Source organism: Streptomyces sp. NPDC003042 (assembly GCF_053591315.1).
In genome coordinates, this window is sequence record NZ_JBSFTP010000004.1 from 14,898 (window position 1) to 36,676 (window position 21,779).

At 72.6% G+C, this 21,779-nt stretch carries 17 protein-coding genes; 12 read left to right on the forward strand and 5 right to left on the reverse strand.

From position 1 onward, the window contains the following. Nucleotide 1 precedes the first annotated feature (1 nt). From ACWDYJ_RS03360 to ACWDYJ_RS03390, 7 genes are read left to right on the forward strand one after another with little or no spacing between them, the layout of a single operon-like run. A complete protein-coding gene (locus ACWDYJ_RS03360) occupies nt 2-835 on the forward strand; it encodes an alpha/beta fold hydrolase (RefSeq protein WP_451563758.1) in 834 nt (277 codons plus the stop codon). Further along, nucleotides 832-2,004 (forward strand): glycosyltransferase, encoded by a 1,173-nt coding sequence (locus tag ACWDYJ_RS03365; protein WP_451563759.1) that lies wholly within the window; start codon nt 832-834, stop codon nt 2,002-2,004. The genes ACWDYJ_RS03360 and ACWDYJ_RS03365 overlap by 4 nt, the downstream gene beginning before the upstream one ends. Next, nucleotides 2,001-3,815 (forward strand): methyltransferase domain-containing protein, encoded by a 1,815-nt coding sequence (locus ACWDYJ_RS03370; RefSeq protein ID WP_451563760.1) that lies wholly within the window; start codon nt 2,001-2,003, stop codon nt 3,813-3,815. Before ACWDYJ_RS03365 ends, ACWDYJ_RS03370 begins: the two co-directional genes overlap by 4 nt. After that, entirely contained in the window at nt 3,812-4,726 is a 915-nt protein-coding gene (locus ACWDYJ_RS03375) for a galactokinase (RefSeq protein ID WP_451563761.1), read from the forward strand. The genes ACWDYJ_RS03370 and ACWDYJ_RS03375 overlap by 4 nt, the downstream gene beginning before the upstream one ends. Nucleotides 4,727-4,751: 25 nt before the next feature. Continuing rightward, complete coding sequence (locus ACWDYJ_RS03380; protein WP_451563762.1) at nt 4,752-5,975, forward strand: alkaline phosphatase family protein; 1,224 nt, start codon at nt 4,752-4,754, stop codon at nt 5,973-5,975. A gap of 33 nt (nt 5,976-6,008) precedes the next feature. Then, entirely contained in the window at nt 6,009-7,265 is a 1,257-nt protein-coding gene (locus ACWDYJ_RS03385; RefSeq protein ID WP_451563763.1) for an MFS transporter, read from the forward strand. Then, nucleotides 7,262-8,314 carry a TolB family protein gene (locus ACWDYJ_RS03390; protein WP_451563764.1) on the forward strand — a complete coding sequence of 351 codons (1,053 nt, stop codon included), beginning with the start codon at nt 7,262-7,264 and terminating at the stop codon, nt 8,312-8,314. Before ACWDYJ_RS03385 ends, ACWDYJ_RS03390 begins: the two co-directional genes overlap by 4 nt. A gap of 36 nt (nt 8,315-8,350) precedes the next feature. On the opposite strand, the gene recQ is transcribed toward ACWDYJ_RS03390, so the two are convergent. Next, entirely contained in the window at nt 8,351-10,333 is a 1,983-nt protein-coding gene (gene recQ, locus ACWDYJ_RS03395; RefSeq protein ID WP_451563765.1) for a DNA helicase RecQ, read from the reverse strand. A 135-nt stretch (nt 10,334-10,468) separates the two neighbouring features. Here recQ and ACWDYJ_RS03400 point away from each other — a divergent pair, with 135 nt between their 5' ends. The 4 genes from ACWDYJ_RS03400 (at nt 10,469) to ACWDYJ_RS03415 (ending at nt 13,720) form a co-directional block, all read left to right on the forward strand. Beyond that, complete coding sequence (locus tag ACWDYJ_RS03400; protein WP_451563766.1) at nt 10,469-11,197, forward strand: TetR/AcrR family transcriptional regulator; 729 nt, start codon at nt 10,469-10,471, stop codon at nt 11,195-11,197. Between the two features lie 40 nt (nt 11,198-11,237). Next, nucleotides 11,238-12,392: an MAB_1171c family putative transporter gene (locus ACWDYJ_RS03405; RefSeq protein ID WP_451563767.1), complete on the forward strand. Its 1,155-nt coding sequence runs from the start codon at nt 11,238-11,240 to the stop codon at nt 12,390-12,392. Between the two features lie 300 nt (nt 12,393-12,692). Continuing rightward, the gene (locus ACWDYJ_RS03410; RefSeq protein WP_451563768.1) at nt 12,693-13,145 is read left to right on the forward strand and encodes a helix-turn-helix domain-containing protein; all 453 of its coding nucleotides are present in this window, start codon (nt 12,693-12,695) and stop codon (nt 13,143-13,145) included. Then, entirely contained in the window at nt 13,142-13,720 is a 579-nt protein-coding gene (locus tag ACWDYJ_RS03415) for an ImmA/IrrE family metallo-endopeptidase (RefSeq protein ID WP_451563769.1), read from the forward strand. The genes ACWDYJ_RS03410 and ACWDYJ_RS03415 overlap by 4 nt, the downstream gene beginning before the upstream one ends. A gap of 10 nt (nt 13,721-13,730) precedes the next feature. On the opposite strand, the gene ACWDYJ_RS03420 is transcribed toward ACWDYJ_RS03415, so the two are convergent. The 4 genes from ACWDYJ_RS03420 to ACWDYJ_RS03435 all read right to left on the reverse strand — a co-directional run bounded on the left by ACWDYJ_RS03420 (nt 13,731) and on the right by ACWDYJ_RS03435 (nt 20,929). Next, entirely contained in the window at nt 13,731-17,096 is a 3,366-nt protein-coding gene (locus ACWDYJ_RS03420) for an aminotransferase class I/II-fold pyridoxal phosphate-dependent enzyme (RefSeq protein ID WP_451563895.1), read from the reverse strand. Nucleotides 17,097-17,110: 14 nt separating this feature from the next. Continuing rightward, nucleotides 17,111-18,052, reverse strand: a complete 942-nt coding sequence (locus tag ACWDYJ_RS03425) for an NAD-dependent epimerase/dehydratase family protein (RefSeq protein WP_451563770.1) — start codon at nt 18,050-18,052, stop codon at nt 17,111-17,113. Between the two features lie 94 nt (nt 18,053-18,146). Further along, nucleotides 18,147-19,244 (reverse strand): agmatine deiminase family protein, encoded by a 1,098-nt coding sequence (locus ACWDYJ_RS03430; RefSeq protein ID WP_451563771.1) that lies wholly within the window; start codon nt 19,242-19,244, stop codon nt 18,147-18,149. 128 nt (nt 19,245-19,372) lie between these two features. Continuing rightward, nucleotides 19,373-20,929 (reverse strand): APC family permease, encoded by a 1,557-nt coding sequence (locus ACWDYJ_RS03435; RefSeq protein WP_451563772.1) that lies wholly within the window; start codon nt 20,927-20,929, stop codon nt 19,373-19,375. Nucleotides 20,930-21,085: 156 nt separating this feature from the next. Here ACWDYJ_RS03435 and ACWDYJ_RS03440 point away from each other — a divergent pair, with 156 nt between their 5' ends. Then, nucleotides 21,086-21,718: a TetR/AcrR family transcriptional regulator gene (locus ACWDYJ_RS03440; protein WP_451563773.1), complete on the forward strand. Its 633-nt coding sequence runs from the start codon at nt 21,086-21,088 to the stop codon at nt 21,716-21,718. Nucleotides 21,719-21,779 lie beyond the last annotated feature (61 nt).

Genomic DNA, 21,779 nt, shown 5'->3' on the forward strand with positions numbered 1-21,779 from the left:
CATGGCCGAAATCCGCGCCAACGCGCTGCGGTTCCACGTCCAGCGGCTGCCCGCTGCCGAAGTCGCCCCGTCCGACGGTACGCGGGGCGTCCGCGACACCCCGGTCGTCTTCCTGCACGGCCTCGTCGTCGACAACCTCTCCAGTTTCTACTGCCCGCTGGGCGTGCCCCTGGCCCGTGCCGGGCACGAGGTGGTCCTCTACGACCTGCGCGGCCACGGCCTCAGCGAGCGCCCGCCGACCGGATACGACAGCCGCAGCGCCGTCCGGGACCTGGTCGCCCTCCTGTCCGCCCTCGGGCTCGACGGCCGGCCGGTCCATCTGGTCGGCAACAGCTACGGCGGCACGCTCGCCCTGCACGCCGCCCTCGCCCGCCCCGATCTCGTCGCGGGCCTGACCCTGCTCGAACCGCCGCTCAGCGGCCCCTGGGTGGAGAACATGGTCGACACCCTGTCGGTCGCCGCGCTCAGCCTGGAGGACAGCCAGGTGCCGGCCGAACTGTCCTCGCTGAGGCTCCGCAAGGCGGCGAAGCTGACGGTCATCGCCGACGCGCTCCTGAACCGCACCACCCTCATCGACGACATCGCGGCCGGCCGCACCTTCACGCCCGCCGACTACGCCGGGATCCGCTGCCCGGTCCTGGTCGTGTGCGGGGAGCACTCCGAACTGGTCCCGGGCGCCGCCGAACTGGCCCGGCACGCCCCGCGCTGCACGCTGCGGATCCTGCCCGGTCTCGGCCACGACGTGCTCAAGGAGAGCGGCGGAGTGCTGCGCGGGGCCGTGCTGGCCCACGCCGCGGCCGTCCGCCGGGCCGGGGCGGGAGCGCTGATCCCATGAGGGTCCTGTTCGTCGTCCCCCCGCTCGCCGGGCACGTCAATCCGACGGTCGCCGTCGCCGCCGAACTGGCCGCCCGCGGGCACGAGACCGCCTGGACCGGTCCCTCCGACGTACTGTCCGGGCTGCTGCCCGCGCACGCCCGGCTGTTTCCCTCCGGAGACGCCGCGGGTCCGGGCGCCGGCGGGTACGCCGCGCTGCACGGGCGGTGGCGGGACCTGCGGGGTGTCGCCGCCCTGCGGTTCCTGTGGGCGGAGGCGCTGGTGCCGCTGGCCCGTGCGATGGTGCCGGGCGTCGAGCGGGCCGCGGCGGCCTTCGCCCCGGACGTGGTGGTCGCCGACCAGCAGGCGTTGGCCGGAGCCGTGGTCGCCCGACGGCTCGGCATCCCCTGGGTCACCTCGGCCAGCACGTCGGCCGAGTTCACACGGCCGTTCGCCGGCTTCCCCAAGGTCGGCGCATGGGTTGCGGACCAGCTGGCCGGACTGCTCGCCGAGTGCGGGGCGCCACCCGGCTGGGATCCCCGGTTCTCGGACCGGCTGGTGCTGGTCTTCTCCACGCCGGAGCTCATCGGGGGCGCCGAGCCCTTCCCCGACCACTACGCCTGTGTGGGACCCGCCTTCGGGTCCCGCCCGCCGGGCACACCCTTCCCGTGGCAGCGGCTCGACCCCGACCGCCGCCGGGTCCTGGTCTCGCTCGGCACCCTCAACCAGGAGGCGGGCTCCCGGTTCTACGCCGCCGTCCTGGCCGCCGGAGAACAGCTCGCGGACCGGGTCCAGTTGGTCATGGCCGCCCCACGGCACCTGGTCGGCCCGGTACCGGCGCACGCGCTGCTCCAGGAGGTCGTGCCGCAACTGCGGCTGCTGCCCCACCTCGACGCGGTCGTCAGCCATGGCGGCCACAACACGGTGTGCGAGGCGCTCGCCCACGGCCTGCCGCTGGTCGTGGCACCGATCCGCGACGACCAGCCGATCGTGGCCCAGCAGGTCGCCGACGCCGGCGCCGGGGTCCGGGTGCGCTTCGGCCGGGCCCGGCCGGCCGACCTGCGCGACGCGCTCACCGCCGTACTGGACGACTTCGGCCCGCACCGCCGTGCGGCCCGGCGGATCCAGGCGTCCTTCGCCGCCGCGGGCGGCGCCGCCGCCGCGGCCGACAGGTTGGAGAAGCTCCCATGAGCCCATGGACATCCGCCGCGATCGCCGCGGCACTCGGCGCGGGGACGGTGCGGGCGCGCCGCCGGCTGCACGCGCTGCCGGTCCTGCGCCCCGGCGGGGAGCCCTCCCCGTGGCCGCGCCGGCGGCTGCTCACCGCTCGGGGCGTCGCGGTGGACGAGGCGGTCCGCGCGGCCGCGTGCGCCCACGCCGACCGGGAGGGGCTGGACGTGCTGGAGCTGCTGCCGGCGGACCTGGCCGCGGAAGACGCCCTCGGGCTGCTGCGGCTGGTCGACCCGGCCGGGTACCGGCAGGACCGGTTGGCCGCCGGGCGCGGTGCGGGGTACGCCGTACTGGTCCGCGAGGACGTCCTGCGGCGGGCCGGAGTGGATCCGGACCGCGCCTGGGACAGGGTGGAACTCCTGGCGCTCACCCGCCGTTTGAAGGAGTACGCCACCGCGTCGACGGATCTGGCCGTCGCCCCCGGCCTCAGCGCCCGCGCCGCCGGTCCGGGGAGCCGGGCTGCCGAACTGCGCGCTCAGGGCCTGCCGCCGGGCCTGCTGTCAGCGGCCCAGCTGGCCGGTCTCGCGCTGCTGGCGGCGGCAGTCGTACGGGACGGCCGCTGGGGTGTCGCGGCAGCCGGGCTGTACTGCCTGCAGCCCGCCCTGGTGCTGGGCGCCGGCAGCTCGCTGCGCCCCTCGGACCTGGCCCGTGCGAGCGCCGCCCGGCCCCTGCGGTCGCTGGGAGCGGCGCTGCGTACGGCCGCCGGAGCGCGGTCGCCGCAGGAGGCCGGGGCGCCGGACCGCAGGGCCGCGTACGCCGCCGAACTCGCGGGCGGCACCGACCGGTTCTTCGAACCGCGGCGCGTCCAGTGCCCGTGGTGCGACTCCGCGCGGCTGGCGGTGCGGGTACGCGTGCCGGATCTGCTGCAGGGCAAGCCGGGCCGTTTCACCCTGGAGGAGTGCCGCTCCTGCGGCCACGTCTTCCAGAATCCCCGGCTGACGCCGGAGGGGCTGGACTTCTACTACCGCGACTTCTACGACGGCCGGGGCGGCGAGGGCGCCGGGACGGTCTTCGGCCGGCTCGGCGCCTCCTACCGGGCGCGGGCCGCGATGCTCGCCCCGTACGCCCACCCCGCGTCCTGGCTCGACGTCGGCACCGGCCACGGGCACTTCTGCGACGTCGCCCGGGAGGTGTGGCCGGACACCCGCTTCGACGGGCTCGACATGGGCGACGCGATCCAGGAGGCCGAGCGGCGGGGCTGGGTCGCGACCGGCTACCAGGGCCAGTTCCCCGAACTCGCCGACAAGCTCGCCGGCCAGTACGAGGCGGTCAGCATGTACCACTATCTGGAGCACACCCGCGACCCGTTCGCGGAGCTCGACGCGGCCGCGCTGGTCCTGGCGCCGGGCGGGCACCTGTTGATCGAACTGCCCGATCCGCAGTCGAGGATGGCGCGCCTGCTGGGCCCGCACTGGCTGCCGTGGTTCCAGCCGCAGCACCAGCACCTGATCCCGGCGGCCAACCTCCGCGCGGCGCTGGCCGAGCGCGGCTTCACCGTACTGGCCGAGGAGCACGGGCCCGCCCACCAGCACAACGACTTCGTGGGGGCCGTCGCCCTCACCGTGAACCGGCTCGCCCCCGACCCGCACAGCCCGTGGGCCGATCCGGGCGCATCCCGTCCCGCCCGGCGCGCGGCCCGCCAGGCGGTACGGGCGGCCGCCGTGCCGTGCCTGGTGGCGGCCGGCGCGCTGGACGCCGTGCGCAGCGCCGTGGCCCGCCGCACGGACGGCGGCAACGCGTACCGGCTGCTGGCCCGCAAGGAGCCGGGGTGAGCACCCGGAGCACGGGAGGGGCCGGTGTCCCGCCGTCGCTGGCCCTGCGGGCCACCGCCGACCCGCTGTTGCGCCTGGTCGCCCATGCGCTGGAGACGGCGCACGGCCGGCCGCCGACCGCGGTGTGGAGCGCCCCGCACGCCTTCCACCTCGGCTCGCCGGGCCTGGTGGCCGCGGCCGGCTGGCCGGTCGCGGCCGCCGCGGCCCCGCGCGAGGACGGCCTGGTGCGGCTGAGCTCGCTCAGTCATCCCGCGCAGAGCTGCGATCTGGCGCTGACCGGCCCGTACCCGGACACCCCGGCCTGGGCGGCCCGCCCCTACGCCCTGGTGCGGGCCCTCGCCGCGGCCGGATACGGCCGCGGCGGCACGGACCTGCACGTACAGGGCACCCTCACCGAGGCCGCCGGGCTGCGCCTCGCGGAACCGCTCGACTGCGCGGTCGCGCTCGCCGTGACCGACGCGCACACCGGGGAGGGCGAGCCGCGGCCCGCGCGGGAGCTGCTCGCCGGGCTGATCCGCGAGGTGGCTCCGCAGGACGACGACGCCCTGCGCGGCGCCGTGCTGTTCGCGCGGCCCGGCACGGCCCTGCGCATCGGGTCGGGCCGGGTGGAGCGGAGTGTGCCCTTCGACCCGCCCGCCTCGGGGACACGCCTGGTGCTCATGGCCGTGCGGGGCTCCGAGCGGGATCGCGGGGCCGGCCTGGCACGGGCCGTGGAGTGCGCCCGGCGGGCGGGCGCGCTCAGTGCGTGGCCGCCGGGCAGCCGGGCGGGCCGCAGCGTGCTGATGCTGCTGCCCGGGAACCGGCTGACGGCGGTACGTGCGGCGGTCGCGGACGACTTCCGCGGCCGGGGCCGGCCCGTGCCGCGCTTCGTGAACATCGCCGTGGCCGGAGCGGCCCGGCGGGAGGAATGACCGAGGACACAGGAGGCAACAGCCCATGCGAACGAGACATCCGGTACCGAACATCCCGGTCACACCACGGCGCGGGCGGGGCAGGAGGTGGCGGGCCACTACGACCGGCATCGCCTGCGCACTCGGCCTGGTCACCGCCATGACCATCGGCAGCTCCGAGGCCGCCGACGCCCCTTCGGCGCCGGCGTCCGCCGCCGCCGCGGCCCTGCCGGGCTACGACCACGTGGTGGTGGTCGTCTTCGAGAACAAGCAGTACGGCGAGATCATCGGCAGCGCCAACGCCCCGTACATCAACCAGCTGGCCAACGCCGGCGCGAGCCTCACGGCGATGAAGGCGCTGACCCACCCCAGCCAGCCGAACTACTTCAACCTCTTCTCGGGCGGCACCCAGGGCATCACGGGCGACGGCTGCTACACGCCGCAGTCGATGACCGCGCCGAATCTCGGCCAGGAACTCATCGCGGCCGGCAAGACGTTCGCCACGTACAACGAGGACCTGCCGAGCGAGGGGTCCACGACCTGCACCAGCGGACAGTACGCCCAGAAGCACAACCCCTGGTTCGCCTTCAAGAACGTGCCGCTCGACACCGGCAAGACCTGGACGCAGTTCCCGCGGACCGACTTCAACGCGCTGCCGCACCTGTCGTTCATCGTCCCGAACCAGTGCAACGACATGCACTCGTGCCCGGTGAACACGGGCGACACGTGGGTCAAGAACAATCTCGACGCGTACGCACAGTGGGCGAAGGCCAACAACAGCCTCCTGGTGCTCACGTGGGACGAGGACAACTTCCTGGGATCGAACCAGATCGCCACGGTCTTCTACGGCGCGCACGTCAAGCAGGGCCGGTACGGCAGCGCGTACAACCACTTCAACCTGCTGCGGACCTTCGAGGACCTGTTCGGGACGGGGCACGCCGGCAACGCGGCGAGCGCCCAGCCCATCACGGAGGTCTTCGGGGCCGGCGGTGAGGAGCCGCCTCCGGGCGGTCCGACCGTCGTCAACCCGGGCGCGCAGACCTGCAAGTTCAACCAGTCCTGCACGATCCAGGTGACGGCCTCCGGTGGCGCGGCCCCGCTGCGGTGGGCCGCGACCGGGCTGCCGTGGGGTCTGACCATGGACGCCTCGACCGGCCGGATCAGCGGAAAGCCGTGGGGGTCCGGAACGCTCCAGATCACCGCCTCGGTCACCGATGCCGCGGGCAAGTCGGCAAGCACCACCTTCCCACTCACCCTCAACTGGTTCTGATCCTGACTCTGCCGGGACCGCGAGGAGGCATCCGTGTACGTGTCGGCCAACCGCGCCGCCGATGCCGGCGACGCCGGCGATGCTGCTACGGGCCGACCCCGCCCGGCGGCCGGCCCGGCCGTCGCGGGGAACGTGCTCGTGCTCGGCCTGGTCAGCCTGGTCACGGATGTCTCCGCCGAGATGGTCACGGCGGTCCTGCCGCTCTACCTCGTCGTGGGCCTCGGCATGTCGCCGCTGGCCTTCGGCGCGCTCGACGGGCTCTACCAGGGTGCGACCGCCCTCCTGCGGCTGGCCGGCGGCCAGATCGCCGACCGGACCGAGCGCCACAAGCTCGTGGCCGGTACGGGGTACGCCCTGTCCGCGGCCTGCAAGCTGGCGCTGCTCGCGGTCACCACGCCGTGGGCGGTGGGGGCCGTCCTGGCCGTCGACCGGACCGGCAAGGGCCTGCGTACCGCGCCCCGCGACGCGCTCATCTCCCTGTCCGCCACACCCGAGGGGCAGGGCCGGGCCTTCGGGGTGCACCGGGCCATGGACACGGCGGGCGCGCTGCTGGGCCCGCTCGCGGCCTTCGGAGTGCTGTGGGTGGCGCACGACGCCTACGACGCCGTGTTCACGGTGAGCTTCTGCGTGGCGGCCTCCGCGGTGCTGCTGCTCGCGTTGTTCGTACGCGACGTCCGCACCCGGCCGGCCCGCACTCCGGCGCCGTCCGGCGGGCGTGGGCTGAACGCCGTGCTCCGCGACCGCGGCGTGCGCCGCCTCGCTCTGGCGGCGGCCCTGCTCGGCGTGTTCACGGTCGGGGACTCCTTCGTCTACCTGCTGCTGCAACGGCGCCTCGATCTCTCCGCCGCCGTTTTCCCCCTGCTCCCGGTGGCGACGGCGGCCGGCTTCCTGCTGCTCGCCGTCCCGTTGGGCCGGCTCGCGGACCGGGTCGGGCGCGGCCGCGTCTTCCTGGCGGGCCATGCCGCGCTGGCGGCGGCGTACCTGCTGCTCCTCTCCCCGCTGGGCGGCGCGGCGCCGGCCGTACTCGTCCTCTTCCTCCTCGGCGGGTTCTACGCGGCCACCGACGGCGTGCTGATGGCGGCCGCGGGACCGCTGCTGCCCGTGCGGCTGCGGGCGAGCGGCATGGCCCTGGTCCAGACGGCGCAGGCGCTGGCCCGCTTCGCGGGGGCGCTGCTCTTCGGCGCCGGCTGGACGTACGCGGGTCCCGGCGCCGCGCTGGCCGGCGCTGCCATCGGTCTCACCCTGTCACTGGCGACGGTCGGGGTGCTCGGCAAGGGAGCCCTGCGATGACGCACACCGTACGCAAGGCCCTCGTCCTGGTCCTGTTCTGCGCCCTGCTGGCGGCGGTGGCCGTGGTCTCGGTGGTCCGGGCCGCGGACCGGGCCGGGAGACGCGAACAAGCCCGCCCGGACGGGGCCCCCGCGCAGTTGGGCACGGTGAGCCTGGAACAGCCCGGCCGGCTGCTGTTCCGCAATCTGGCCTGGGGGCCGGCCCGCGACATGATCGCCTCGGTGCCACTGGCCGCGCCGACGGACGCGCGTACCACCGCGCCCCAGGACTGCCTGCGCTTCCACGCGGCCGCGGGCACGGGCGTCTGCCTGCGCCGCGCGGACGGGGTCGTCCCCCGGTACGAGGCGCTGGTCCTCGACTCCGCGCTCCGCCCGGTCCGTTCGTTCGCCGTCCCGGGTACGCCGACCCGCGCTCGGGTCTCCCCCAGCGGCCGGCTGCTCGCCTGGACGGTGTTCGTCAGCGGCGACTCGTACGCGGGCGGCAGCTTCTCCACCCGCACCGCTGTCTACGACACCCGGTCGGGCGAACTGGTACCGAGTCTGGAGGAGTTCGCGGTGCTCGACGGGGGCCGTCGCCGTCAGGCGCCCGACCACAACTTCTGGGGGGTGACCTTCGCCGCGGACGACAACCGCTTCTACGCGACGCTGGCCACGGAAGGCCGGACCCACCTGGTGGAGGGCGACCTGCGGGCCCGCGAACTGCGCGTGCTGCGCGCGAACACGGAGTGCCCCTCCCTCTCCCCCGACGGTGCCCGGATCGCGTTCAAGAAGCGCGTGGCCGGCCTTCCCGCCGAGGCCCCGTGGCGCCTGTACGTCCTGGATCTGCGCACCGGCACCGAAACCGCGCTGGCGGAGCAGCGGAGCGTCGACGACCAGGCCCTCTGGTACGACGACCGGACGCTGCTCTACGCGCTGCCGGGCGACTTCGGCGGTGACCTCTGGTCGCTGCCCGCAACGGGTGGGGGAAGCCCGCGCCTGCTGCTGAAGTCCGCCGTCTCCCCGGCGGTTCAGCCCCACCCCGTCGGGAACGCCTCGGCGAGCCCGCGGTGAGGCATGCGGTGGCGGCCGCGGGCCGAGGGGGATCGGCTACTGCCAGTCGTCCCAGGGCGGGTCCGTCTCGTCCGGGTCGAAGGGCGGCTCGTCGGCGTACGGCGCCGCAGGCCGCGCCTCCGACACGGGCGCTGCGGGAGCCGGCGCGGCGGGGGCCGGCTCGGTGGCGTCGCACTGGGCCAGGGTGTCGAGGGTGCCCTGGGCATACTTGGTGAGCTTGGCCTCGCCGACCCCGCCGATGGTGGCCAGCTCCTCCACCGTGGTGGGGAGTCGTGTCGCGATCTCCCGCAGCGTCGCGTCGTGGAAGACGACGTACGCCGGTACGCCCTGCTCGCGCGCCGTCGCGGCGCGCCAGGCGCGCAGGGCCAGGAAGACCGGTTCGGCCGCGGCCGGCAGGTCGACGGGTACGCGGGCGCCCTTCCCGGAGCGCGACCCGGACTCCTTGCGGGCCGGGCCGACGGCCGCCTTCTCCTTCCGCATCGGGACGCTGCGGCGCCCTCCCAACACCTCGCCGCTGTCCTGCGTCAGCACGAGCGTCCCGTAGTCGCCCTCCACCGTCAGCAGCCGCTGCGCCAGCAGCTGGCGCACGACCCCGCGCCACTCGGCGGTGCTCAGATCCGACCCGACGCCGAACACCGACAGCGCGTCGTGGTCGAACTGGATGACCTTGGCCGTCTTCTTGCCCTGCAGGATGTCGATGATCTGGCCGGCGCCGAACTTCTGGCGCCGTTCCCTCGCCAGCCGCCACACCGTGGACAGCAGTTTCTGCGCCGCGACCGTCCCGTCCCAGGACTCGGCCGGCGTCAGACAGGTATCGCAGTTGCCGCACGGCTCCCCCGACTGCCCGAAGTACGCCAGCAGCCCCACGCGGCGGCAGTCGACCGTCTCGCACAGCGCGAGCATGGCGTCCAGGTGCATGGACAGGGAGCGGCGGTGCGCCTCGTCGCCCTCGGAGCCGTCGATGAGCTTGCGCTGCTGGACCACGTCCTGCAGGCCGTACGCCAGCCACGCCGTGGCCGGCTCGCCGTCGCGGCCGGCGCGGCCGGTCTCCTGGTAGTAGCCCTCGACCGACTTCGGCAGGTCGAGGTGTGCCACGAAGCGCACGTCCGGCTTGTCGATGCCCATGCCGAAGGCGATCGTGGCCACCACCACGACTCCGTCCTCCCGCAGGAAGCGCGCCTGGTTGGCCGCACGCGCGCGGGCGTCCATCCCCGCGTGGTACGCCACGGCGTCGATGCCCTGCTCCGCCAGGAAGGCCGCGGTCTTCTCCACCGAGGCCCGCGAGAGGCAGTAGACGACTCCGGCGTCCCCGTCGTGCTCGGTCCGGATCAGCTCCAGCAGCTGCCTGAGCGGGTTGTTCTTCGGGGCGATGCGGTACTGGATGTTCGGCCGGTCGAAGCTGGCGACGAAGTGCCGGGCGTCCCGCAGACCGAGCCGCGCCACGATCTCGGCGTGGGTGGCCTCGGTGGCCGTCGCGGTCAGCGCGATCCGGGGCACCTTCGGCCAGCGCTCGTGCAGCATGGACAACGCGAGGTAGTCGGGCCGGAAGTCGTGACCCCACTGGGCGACACAGTGCGCCTCGTCGATCGCGAAGAGCGCCACCTTGCCCCGGTCGAGCAGCCGCTGTGCGCTCTCGGTGCGCAGCCGTTCGGGAGCCAGGTAGAGCAGGTCGAGCTCGTCGGCGAGGAAAGCCCGCTCGACAGCCTGCCGCTCGTGCGGGTCCTGCGTCGAGTTGAGGAACGCGGCCCGCACCCCGAGGGCGGTGAGCGCCGTCACCTGGTCCTGCATCAGCGCGATGAGCGGCGAGATCACGACGCCCGTGCCCTCTCGGACGAGCGCCGGGATCTGGTAGCAGAGCGACTTGCCGCCGCCCGTCGGCATCAGTACGAGGGCGTCACCGCCGTCGACGACCTGCTCGATGACCTCCTGCTGCTCGCCGCGGAAGGAGCTGTAACCGAAGACGCGGTGCAGCACCCGCAAGGCATCGGAGATCTCGGGGGAAGCGTCCGGAAGGGCCATTCACGAAGCCTAACGGCACCCGCCGACACCCCCGCTCCGTCCCGCATTCGTCCCCGTGGCCGGATCGGATCGCATGGCCGGGGTGCTCGGGGGTCTGGACTGACGGCCGTTGTTGCCGGCGGGTACGGTTCCGGCATGGACGTTTCAGCAACAAGTTCGACCCCCGACAACGCGACGCTGTCGGCGGTGATCATGGACACCGCGCGTCAACAGCTGGTGAAGCTGGGCGGCGGAGGGTTGTCCCTGGATGCCGTGGCGCGCGACAGCGGTCTTGCCGTCGCCGATGTCGAGGCCGTCTTCCCGCACCGGGACGGCCTGCTGACCGCACTGGTCATCGACGCCTACAACGCCTCGGGCGCCGCGATGGAGCAGGCCGACCGGGCCGCCACGGACGCCCGCGCGTCGGCGGGCGCACGGCTCCTCGCGGTCACGCGCGCGCTGCGGCAGTGGTCGTTCGACAACCCCGCCGAGTTCACGCTGATCTACGGCTCGCCCGTTCCCGGCTACCACGCTCCGCAGGACACGGTCCCGCCCGCCTCGCGCACGCCCGCGGTACTCGCCGGCATCGTGCGGTCGGCGCTCGCGGGCGGTGAACTGACCCCGCCCCGGCGGACGGTGCCCGGCCCGCCCCTGCTCCTGCCGGCGGCCGTGGAGGCCTTCGGCGGTGTGCCCGAGGCTCCGTTCTCGGACATCATCGAGCGCGGCATCGTCCTGTGGAGCAATCTGATCGGCCTCCTGGTGTTCCAGGTCTTCAGCCGTACGCACGACAGTGTCAGGGACGAGGCCGCGTTCTTCGACTACGCCATCGCCGTGGCGGCCGAGAGCATCGGACTCGTGGTCCCCTTGGGCGACAACACCGACTGAACCGTCAGCCGCATGCGCGGCACCTGCAGAAAACCAGGACGTGAACACCACCAGAACCCTCTGCTTCCTCATAGCAGCCCTGTCGTCGTACGCGGCGCTCGTCTACCGGCTGTGCCAGGCACCGCGCAGTTGGAAGGACAGCGCCTACCGCGCGCTGATCGCCACTCTGCTGCTCCAGTGCCTCACCTTCACGATGGGCGCCGTCGCCATGGGGGGCATGAGCTTCCTGGGCGTCCCCAACCTCGCCATCCTCGTCATGCACCTGTCGGCGGTCGCCTTCTGCGTGAGCGCGCAGATCATCCTGCTGCGGTGGGCGGCCGCCGATGAGGAAACGGTCCGCAAGACGCGTTACTGGCTGATCACCGGTATCACCCTCAACGTGCTCCTGACGGCCCTGTTCCTCCTCGCCGACGGTCCCGGCCGGCCCGCTTCGGACTTCGACACCGGCAGCGGCCGGCCGCTGGTGCTCACGTACCTCCTGGCGTTCATCGTGTCGCAGGCGGTTCCCTGCGTCACGATCTTCCGCCAGTGCGGCCCCTACGCCCGGATGACGGACAACGCCTCGCTGCGCCAAGCGCTGCGGATGCTCTCCGTCGCCGCGGTGGTCCTCTTCTTCTACTGCCTGGCACGGACGGTCAACATCCTGACCGCGGCGGCCGGGATCGACATCGGCGTCTGGAAGCTCGCCTCCAACGTCTTCAGCGCGACGGGGATCGTGATCCTCTCGCTCAGCCTGACCATGTCCGCCTGGGCCCCGTCGGCCGCCAGGCTCCTGGAGTGGGCCCGCACCTACCGGTCCTACCGGGCGCTCTACCCGCTCTGGCGGGACCTGTACGAGTCCTCCCCGGACATCGCCCTGGAGCCGCCCGGCGCCTCGGTCTCGGACCTCGGCTACCGCCTCCACCGGCGGGTCGTCGAAATACGTGACGGATGGCGGGACTTGCGCCCGTACATCGACCGCACCACCAACGGCGTCGGCGGACCGGGCCTGGAGGCGAGCGAGGAATCCCGGCAGGCGTTCACGGAAGCGGCGCAGATCAAGCAGGCCCTGCTCGCGAAGCGGAACGGCACCGTCCCCCACGACAGCAAGGACGCCGGCGACTTCGACGACCGCGACACGGACAACTTCACGGCGGAAGTCGCCTGGCTCACCCAAGTCGCGGCCGCCTACAGTAAACTCGGCACCGCGAGTTGAGAGCTCCCGCCCGGTTTGCATCCCCCGTCAAACCGGGCGGGCATCCCCCGTTTCCCCCCGCTTACGTCGGGCCGGACGGGTGGCTCCCGCCCGGACTGGCCCGGCCCATCCCCCGAGGGCCGGGCCAGTCCGATATCACCGCCGGTCAACTCGGCAACCCCCGTAAGTCGAGTTAGCTGGCAGCTATCGGCGAGACCCAACGTTGGCGGAATCCAGGCCAATTGTCAACTGACCGCTAATCTGTGAAACTGACGTATAGCCAAGGGCTATACCGAGGAGGTGACGGGAGGAAGATTCACCATGACCGAGACTGAAACCGAGGCCGGCGACCGGCCTCTGCTCGCAGTGCGCCTCGACGACCTGTTCAAGACAGTTCGCCCCAAGGGCAGGCACTGGACCAATGCCGAGGTGGCGGACGAGCTGAAGCGGGCCAACCCCGAACTCAAGGTCGGGGGTGTGTACCTGTCGCAGTTGCGGACGGGGAAGCGCTCCAACCCCTCACCTGACCTCCTGACCGCCCTGGCTCGCTTCTTCGGCGTTTCGGTCGCCTACTTCTTCGACGACAAGGTCGCCGAGTCGGTGCTCAGCCAGGTCGCCGCCATCGAGGCGCTGCGGCAGTCCGGGGTCCGCGCCGTGGCGATGCGGGCGGCCGGGATGAAGAAGGAGAACCTCCAGGCCATCACGGCCATCATGGACCAGTACCGGCAGATGCAGGGCCTTCCGCCCGTCTCCGACTCCTCCGGCCCCGAGTGAGGGGCGCCTGGAAGGAGCGGTCGGCCGATCACGACCGTCGCAGTCAGCTCAAGAAGCTCCGGAAGGCCGGCGCCCGGCGGATCGCCGAACTCGACCTCCCGAAGGTGACCGATGTGGCCGAACTGTGCCGGCACCTCGGTGAGGTGCGCGACCGTCCGATCACGCTGGTCCCGATGCAGATGCCCTCGTCGCATCCCTGCGGCATGTGGGTCGCCGCACGCGACGAGGACCTGATCTTCTACGACGCCAACACCACCAGCGCGCATCAGGAGCACATCATCTTGCACGAGCTGGGCCACATCATCTGCTGCCATCGCGGGGCAGGCGGGCTGGACGAGGCGGCCGCCCGCCTCCTCTTCCCCGACCTCGACCCCGACCTCGTACGCGACATGCTCCTGCGCGCGACCTACGACGACGTTCAGGAGCAGGAGGCGGAGATCATCGCCTACCTGCTCTCCCAGCGCATGGGGAACGCCGATCAACGGCACGGCGTGCCCCCCGCCGCGGAGGCGGGACAAGACGGCAATCCCGGAAAGAGCGCCTTGCTCAGCCGGATCGAACGCACCCTGATCTGAGGTGGGTCGCTCATCGCGCGGCGGATGCCACCTCCTCGGCCAGGATCGAGACAGCTCGTCGGATGTCGTCCTCGCGGTGTTCGCTGGTGACGAAGAACCGCAGTCTCGACAGTCCCTCCTCCACGGCGGGGTGGAAGATCGGATCGGCGATGACACCCCGGTCGAACAGACCGCCCGCGACGCGCAGGGTCCTCGCCGAGTCGCCGAGGACGCACGGCACGATCGGGCTGTCGGCGCTGGAGCCCGTGGCCAGACCGGCCGATGCCGCCAGGCCCAGGAAGAGCTCGGAATTCCGCCTCAGGGCGCGAACCCGGTGCGGTTCCGCGGTGATCAGCTCGGTGGCGGCCAGCGCCGCGGCCGCGTTGGCCGGAGTCAGACCGACGCTGTAGACGAATCCCGGGAGCGTGTGACGCAGCCAGCGCACCATCCGGGCCGAGCCGGCGAGGTAACCGCCGCAGCTGGCGAAGGCCTTGGAGAGTGTTCCCATCCACAGATCCACGTCGGACCGGTCGACTCCGAAGAACTCGCCCACGCCCCGGCCGTGTTCGCCCACGGTGCCGATGCTGTGCGCCTCATCCACCATCAGCAGCGCGCCGTAACGTTTCTTCAACTCGATCACGGCGGGCAGGTCGACGAGGTCGCCGTCCATGCTGTAGGCGCCCTCGACGGCGATCAGTACCCGCCGGAACCGCGACCGATTGAGCCGCAGCATGTGTTCCAGCTGACCGGTGTCGTTGTGTGCGAACGGGCGTCGCGCCGCCCCGGACAAGGCGCAGCCCTGGAGGATGCTGTCGTGCGCGAGCGCGTCGTGCAGCACGAGGTCCCCCGCGCCGACGAGGTGCCCTATCGCGGTGACATTGGTGGCATGGCCGCTCACCAGCGTCAGGCAGTCCCCGACGCCGAGGAAGTCCGTCAGCGCGCGCTCCAGCCGGACCGTCAGGTCCCGTTCGCCCGAGAGAACCCGGCTCGCGGAGACCGAGGTTCCGTACCGGTCCACCGCCAGGTGCACGGCCTCGTTGACCGCCGGATGCCCGGAGATGCCCAGGTAGTTGTAGCTTCCGAAGGACAGGTACGCACGACCCCCGATCACTGTGGTGTCGCGGATGTTGCCCTCGTGGACCCGGAAGTACGGGAAGGCCACCCCGCTGCCGGCGATCGAGCTCAAGCGCTGCTCGAACTGGTCCACCTCAGGGAAGTCGTCGACGCTCGCCGTCTCGGCACTCCACTGCGGCCCTGTCTCCCGCGGCAGCGGTTCAGCGGGGGCCGTCGGCCCGGTGTGGTCCGGATCGACCAGCGTGATCAGCCGGCCGATGGTGAGTGCGGACGAGAACAACTCCTCGTTGCGGAAGCCCGGTATCCGCTTGCCGATGTTGACTTCCAGCTCCAGCAACATCAGGGAGTCGAAACCGAGATCGGTCACCAGCGTCATCCGCTCGCTCAGGTCGGCGAGAGGGAAGACACCGGTCCGCGACACCTCTTCGAGCACGACGGATGCGGCGGACGCGCCATCGGACCGCGACGCTGCGGGCGACGCCGCCGGCGAAGCCTCGGGCGGCTCCACCGGTCCGGGCCGCTCCGCCACCTCGCGCGCCGACTCGTCCACGACCCAGTGACGGCGCGGGGCGAGCGGACTCGGCGGCAGGGTGCAGGGGGGCAGGCGCTGCGGCACGGGTACGGCGGCCTCCGCCGGTGCGCCGGGGGGCACCGTGCCGACCGCCTGCCCCGGACCGAGCTCTCCGGTACGGCCCGCCGCCACGGCCGCGGCCACCGCGGTCAGCTGCGCGGCGGCGTCAGCGGCGTCCCGCGCCACCAGGGCGAGGCGTTCCGTGAGGGGAGCCCGGCGAGCCAGGGTGTCCGCCACGCCGGCCAGCGCGGGCTGGTCCTCGGCGATGGTCCGCGCCAGGTCCCGGGCGTAACGGGCCAGCCCGGCCCGGTCGCGAGCGCTGAGGACCAGGAGGTGAGGTCCCTCGGCGGATGCCCGGTCGGCCGGTGGCGTGACGTGCTCCTCCACCACCATGTGGACACCGGTACCGCCGAAGCCGAACGCGCTCACGCCCGCCCGCCGCGGCTTGCCGTTCTCCGGCCATCGGATCGGCGAGGTCGGGACGGTCAGCGCCGCGGCGTCCAGCACCGAACGATCGGCCAGGTCGAACTCCGGCTGCGGCGGTATCACTCCCCGCTGCACGGCCAGGACCGACTTGATGAGCCCGGCCATCCCCGCGGAGTTGAGCGAGTGCCCGACCACCGCCTTCACCGCGCCGAGGAAGGCGGGTGCGGCCCGCTCACCGCGCAGTTCGCGCAGGACGGCGAGCTCGACGGGGTCGCCGACCGCGGTCCCGGTGCCGTGCGCCTCCAGATAGCCGACATCGTCCGGGGACAGCCCGGCATCCCGGTAGGCCCGGCGCAGGGCGCGGAGCTGACCGGCCGCCTGGGGGTGCATACCGCCCTGCACGGTGCCGTCATTGGCCGTTCCCACACCCCGGATCACCGCGTAGACCCGATCGCCGGCCGCCAGCGCGTCGGCCAGGGGCCGCAACACCAGGACCCCGGCGCCCTCTCCCAGGACGAAGCCGTCGGCCTGCGCGCCGAACGGCAGGCACCTGCCGCTGCGCGAGACGGCGCCGATCCGGCACAGCCCCACCAGCAGGTCGGGAGCGAGTATCAGCTGGGCGCCACCGGCGAGTGCGATGCGGGACCGGCCCGCGCGCAGTGCGTGCACGGCGTTGGCCACGGCCATGAGTCCACCGGAACAGGCCGAGTCCAGCGCATAACTCTCACCGTGCAGATCGAAGACCGAGCTGATGGTGTTCGGCCCCATGTTGAGCAGGAGCCCGGCCACGGACGAGCCGTGCAGCCCGTCGACCGCGCGGACCGTCTCCAGCCACCGGGGGTCGCCCGCCCGCGCCCCGAACTCGCCACCGGCCAGCTGACGCATCCGGATCTGCAGGGTGCTGAGCTCGCGGTAGCCGCTCTCGGTGAGTGCCGTGATCACCGAGGTCTCCTCGCGGTCGAAGCCGTCGGCTTCCCATCCCGCGTCCTGGATCGCCTCACGGGCGAGGTCGATCAGCAGCCGGTGCTGCGGATCCATGGCCCTGGCCCGCCGCGGCGGGATGCCGTAGTGCGCCGCGTCGAAGTGGTCCACGTCCGGCAGCAGCGCCATGGTGTCCGTGTAGGCCGACGAGGTGTCGCGGAAGTTGTCGCTGAGGAAGGTGGCGGTGCGCCACCGCGAGTCCGGAATTCTGGAGAACTGTGCCTGCGGGGCCGTCAGGAGCCGCCAGTACTGGTTCACATCGCGCGCTCCCGGGAACCGGCACGCCATCCCTACGACGGCGATGTCGTCACGCCGCGCTCCCCTTGGGTCCACGAGGGGGTCCATCCCTGTCACAGATGTCATCCGGTGCTTGCCAGTCGTTCGCGCCACCAGTCCACGGTCGTCTTGATCTGCTCGTCGACGGGGGTGGCCCGTACCGCGAACGCCGCCTCGTACGCGCTCGAATCGATGACGAACGGACGGTCGAACTGGTAGCGGATCTCCTTCAGCTCGCGGATCAGGGGCGAGAAGAGCGACGCCACGGCCACCACGGCCGACGGGAGCCCGCGCACCGCGACCGGCCCGGTTCCCGACTGGGCGGCAAGGCGGTCGACCATCTCCCGGACGGACAGCGCGCGCTCCGTCGGGATGTGCCAGGGCCGTCCCCACGCCCGCTCCTCGCTCGCGACCTCGACGAGGGCTCGGGCCACATCGGGGAGATACGTCCAGCTGTGCGGGGCGTCCGGGTTCCCGAGTGTGGAGACCGGCTTGCCGCGCAGCAGCGGTGGCATGACCCGCGCGGCCAGGTGGCCGCCATCGGTCACGCCGGGTCCGAAGAAGTCCGAGGCCCGTACCTCGACCGCTTTGATACGACCCTGCTCGTGCAGTGTCCGCGCCTGCTCCCACACCGCGGCGCGGATCCGCCCCTTGGGGCCGGTCGCCGCGAGCGGCAGCTCCTCGGTCAGGGGACCGTCCACCGGACCGTAGCCGTAGAGGTTCCCCAGCATGACCAGTACGGCCCCGGTCGCCTCGGCCGCGGCACAGACCGACGCGGCGAGCGGCGGCCATTGACTCGCCCAGCGGTGGTAGGGCGGGGCGGCACAGTTGTAGATCGCGGCCGCACCCCGCGCGGCTTCGATCAGCCGTTTGCTGTCCGTCGCGTCGAACGCGACATGCTCGATTCCGGGTTCCGGGCTCCGGCCCGACGTGGTGACAACCCGTACTGAATGGCCCTGTTCGGCCAGCAGCCGAGCAGTGGCGGCGCCGGCGGGACCAAAACCTATGACGACATGAAAGTTCACGTGGGCACACTAGCGCGAGCGGTGCGCCCCGTTCCCGGTGCCGGACCCAAGTCCGCCACCGGGAACGGCACATGGCCCGATCCCGGCGATCCGGTCAGGACCGGGCGGGTACGTGCTGGGTGACGCAGTGGACACCGCCTCCGCCCCAGGCCAGCGTGCGGATGGGGATGCCGACGACCTCCAGCCCCGGGAAGAGGCCGGCGAACCGGCTCAGCACGCGGGCGTCTTCCGGCTCTTGGGCCAAGGGGACGATGACGCTGCCGCTGGTCAGGTAGTAGTTGGTGTAGCTGAAGGTCTCCACCAGCGCGCCGTTCACGCGGAAGTGCGGCTGCTCGTGGAGTTCGACGATCTGGAAGGGGCGCCCGCGGGCGTCGGTGGCGGCCCGGAGCACCGCCTGGTTGGCGGCCATCCGGGCGTGGTTGGGGCTGCCCGTGTCGGGCTGGGTGTGCAGCAGGACGCGCGCCGGGCCGAGGTAGGCGGCGACGAGATCGACGTGCCCGTCCGTGACGGTGTCGTTGTTCAGGCCGTACGGGAGCCAGATCACCTTGGCGGCCCCGTACGCGGCGAGCAGCGCCGCCTCGATCTGGGCGCGGGTCATGCCGGGGTTGCGGTTCGGGTTGAGCAGGCACTCCTCGGTGGTGATGAGGGTGCCCTGGCCGTCGGTGATCACGGCGCCGCCTTCGAGGACGAGGTCCACCGGCTCGCGTGGTACGGACAGGTGGGAGCAGACGCCGACGGGCAGGAGGTCGTCCTTGTCGTACGGGTACTTGTTGCCCCAGCCGTTGAAGCGGAAGTCCAGGCCGGTGAGTCGGGTGCGGTCCTGGCTCAGTGCGAAGACCGGCCCCGTGTCCCGGGTCCAGCAGTCGTTGACGGGGTACTCGATGACGGTGACGGTGGGGCCGCACTGCTGGCGGGCGTCGGCGGCCGTACCGGGTTCAGCGACCATCGTGACGTTCTCGAAGCGGGCGATGCTCCTCGCGATGGCGGCGATCTCGTCCTGTACCGGCCTGAGCAGCCCGCCCCATCCGACGTTGCGGTCCCAGGGCCAGGCCATGACGCACCCGGAGTGGGCCTCCCACTCGGCGGGGACGGTCATGGCGGTGGTCGTCGTGGGGGCGGCGGTGGCCGGGCGGGTGGTCCGGGAGGTGAGGAGAACGGTCGCGGCAGCGGTCAATGCGGTCGTACAGAACATGCGGCGAGTGGTGTGGGGCCGGCGCATTGGGGTGTACCTCCGAGTCGCTTGGCACTTCTTCTGGCTGAGGGGGTCGGGATGCGGCGGGGCCCGGGCCGGCACCGCGGGTGGCGGCACCGGCCCCGGGCTCAGGAGTGATCGTGGGCGGGAGTCGCGGACGCCTGCGGAGCGGCGGGTGCCGCGGCCGGGGCGGCGTCGCGCAGCTTGTCGTGCGGACGCCGGACGATCAGGTAGACCAGTCCGGTGCCGAGGACCACGGCGGTGCCCAGCAGGGCGGCCCACACCTGGTACCAGGGGGCGCCGGGCGGCGCGAGGATCGCGCGCGGCCAGCAGACGTTCACCACCTCGAAGGCGGTCCAGGCCACGGCGAGGACGTTGAGGAAGGTGCCCTTGCGACCCAGCCGGATGTGCCCGGCGGGCACCCAGGTGCCGCGCAGCCGGGCGATGAGCGCGGCGAGCGAGACGAGGAAGAAGGGCAGGTAGGTGGCCGCGGTGCCGAAGGCGATCAGGCTGCCGATGGCGGTGGCGTTCAGCCCGAGGGCGAGCGCGCTGCCGCTGATCAGGGTGGAGGCGACCAGTCCGCCGATGGGGGCCTGGCGCCGGTTGACCTTCCTGACCTGCCGGGAGAAGGGGAAGACGCCGTCGCGGGCCAGCGAGAACAGGCCGCGGGCGGCGCCGCCCTGGGAGGCCATCGCGCAGGCCAGGAAGCCGATCAGCACGACCACGACGAAGGGCTTGTCCGACCAGTCGCCGAAGGCGTGCACGACCGCCGTGGTGACCGGGTCGATGTCCTGGCCGGCCACGACGGACTCGGGCTGCGGGTGCGCCAGCGCCACCGCCATCGCGTTGAGGAGGACGACGAGGCCGACGCTGAGCAGGGCCCACCACATGGCGCGGGGCACCTGGCGGCCGGCGTCCTTGGTCTCCTCGGCGGTGGAGACGCAGGCGTCGAAGCCGATGAAGGCCCAGCCCGCGACGGCGACCGCGGCGAGGAAGCCCAGGACGGTCGAGCCGCCGGACAGGGCCTCGGCGCCGAGCGTCTCGGTGAAGAGCGGGAAGCCGTGCTCCCGGAAGAACAGCAGCAGGACCAGGCCCACCAGCACGGACGCGATCGCCTCGGCGGCGATGCCCAGCGAGACGAACCACCGCAGGATGGTGATGCCGTACGCGTTCACCAGCATGCAGGCGAGCAGGATGCCGACGGCCACCGCGACCAGTCCGCCCGGGGTGGGCGTGGCCCCGACGAGCGCGTACGCCCAGGGTGCCGCGAGGTAGGCGACCGTGGTGTTCCCGAACATCACGGCGAACTGCCACACCCACCCGCTCAGCCAGCCGAAGGCCGGCCCCAGCAGCCGCCTGCCCCACTGGTACGGGCCGCCGGCCAGCGGCCACTGCGAGGTCAGCTCCGCGTAGACGTTGACCACCAGGCACTGGCCCGCGAGCACCAGCGGCAGGGCCCATACCCACAGCGGTCCGGCGACGGTGGTCCCCACCATGGAGACGGCGTACAGGGCCACGACGGGCGAGACCACCGCGAAGCCCATCGAAATGTTGCCGAGGATGCCCAGGCTGCGGCGCAGCTCCTGGCGATAGCCGAGGTCGCTCAGCCGCGCGGCGTCCGCGTCGGCTGGGGGTTGTGGGGGCAGGGGAACGGCTGTCGTGGGGCCGTTCGGCGTGTCCTTCATGATCACCTCACCAGGCGCGCGCGGCCGTCACCGGCCCCGACGCGCTAAATCTAACCGCGTTAGGTAAACGAGGTGGCGTGAATGTAGCGGTGGACCCGGGGGCTTGTGAAGCGTTCCTGACAGGTAATCTGCAGATCCGAGGACGAGGGAGTCGACATGGCACGGCCGAGCCAGAGCCTTCTCAGCCGTGCGATCATCGCCCGCGCGGCTCTGGAGCTCTTGGACGAGCAGGGCGTGGAAGCCCTGAAGATGCGGACGATCGCCGACCGGCTCGGGGTGCGCGGGGCGTCGCTGTACCACCACGTCGCGTCCAAGGAAGACCTGCTCGACGCGGTCGCGGAGCTGATCAACGACGAGATCGACCTGGGTCCACTGACGGACCCGGGCGGGGCGGAGGGCATCGCCGCCTACGCCCACGGCTACCGCCGGGTCTACCTGCGGTACCCGCACATGATCCCGCTCGTGGCCCGCCACCGGGTCTCCTCCGACAAGGCCCTGCGCGGCTACGACGCCCTGCTCCGCGCCCTGACCCGGTCCGGCTGCACCCCGGCCGGGGCGGCCGAGGCCGCCGCCGCCCTCGACAACCTCGTCCTCGGCTCCGCTCTGGAGACGTTCACGGCCGGCTTCACCCGCGCCCCCGCCGACTACCTCCCCCGTTATCCGGACCTCGCCGCCTCCCTGCACGCGGCCGACACCCGGCCCGGCGGCCTGGCCGAGCTGGACACCCGCGGATTCGACCTCGGCGTCCGCCTCGTCCTGCGTGTCCTCGCCACACCCCCGAAGCCTTAGCCGCCGGCGGGCGCGAGAAGGTACCAGCCTTTCGGGGATCCACCCGGATGTTTGTCCGATG

Excerpts from the sequence above, each read along its gene's own strand:
- ACWDYJ_RS03420 (WP_451563895.1), bottom strand. The coding sequence starts at position 17,096 with ATGGACCCCCTCGTGGACCCAAGGGGAGCGCGGCGTGACGACATCGCC.
- ACWDYJ_RS03410 (WP_451563768.1), top strand. The coding sequence starts at position 12,693 with ATGACCGAGACTGAAACCGAGGCCGGCGACCGGCCTCTGCTCGCAGTG.
- ACWDYJ_RS03430 (WP_451563771.1), bottom strand. The coding sequence starts at position 19,244 with ATGTTCTGTACGACCGCATTGACCGCTGCCGCGACCGTTCTCCTCACC.
- ACWDYJ_RS03440 (WP_451563773.1), top strand. The coding sequence starts at position 21,086 with ATGGCACGGCCGAGCCAGAGCCTTCTCAGCCGTGCGATCATCGCCCGC.
- ACWDYJ_RS03400 (WP_451563766.1), top strand. The coding sequence starts at position 10,469 with ATGGACGTTTCAGCAACAAGTTCGACCCCCGACAACGCGACGCTGTCG.
- ACWDYJ_RS03360 (WP_451563758.1), top strand. The coding sequence starts at position 2 with ATGGCCGAAATCCGCGCCAACGCGCTGCGGTTCCACGTCCAGCGGCTG.
- ACWDYJ_RS03390 (WP_451563764.1), top strand. The coding sequence starts at position 7,262 with ATGACGCACACCGTACGCAAGGCCCTCGTCCTGGTCCTGTTCTGCGCC.
- ACWDYJ_RS03435 (WP_451563772.1), bottom strand. The coding sequence starts at position 20,929 with ATGAAGGACACGCCGAACGGCCCCACGACAGCCGTTCCCCTGCCCCCA.
- ACWDYJ_RS03370 (WP_451563760.1), top strand. The coding sequence starts at position 2,001 with ATGAGCCCATGGACATCCGCCGCGATCGCCGCGGCACTCGGCGCGGGG.
- recQ (WP_451563765.1), bottom strand. The coding sequence starts at position 10,333 with ATGGCCCTTCCGGACGCTTCCCCCGAGATCTCCGATGCCTTGCGGGTG.
- ACWDYJ_RS03365 (WP_451563759.1), top strand. The coding sequence starts at position 832 with ATGAGGGTCCTGTTCGTCGTCCCCCCGCTCGCCGGGCACGTCAATCCG.
- ACWDYJ_RS03380 (WP_451563762.1), top strand. The coding sequence starts at position 4,752 with ATGCGAACGAGACATCCGGTACCGAACATCCCGGTCACACCACGGCGC.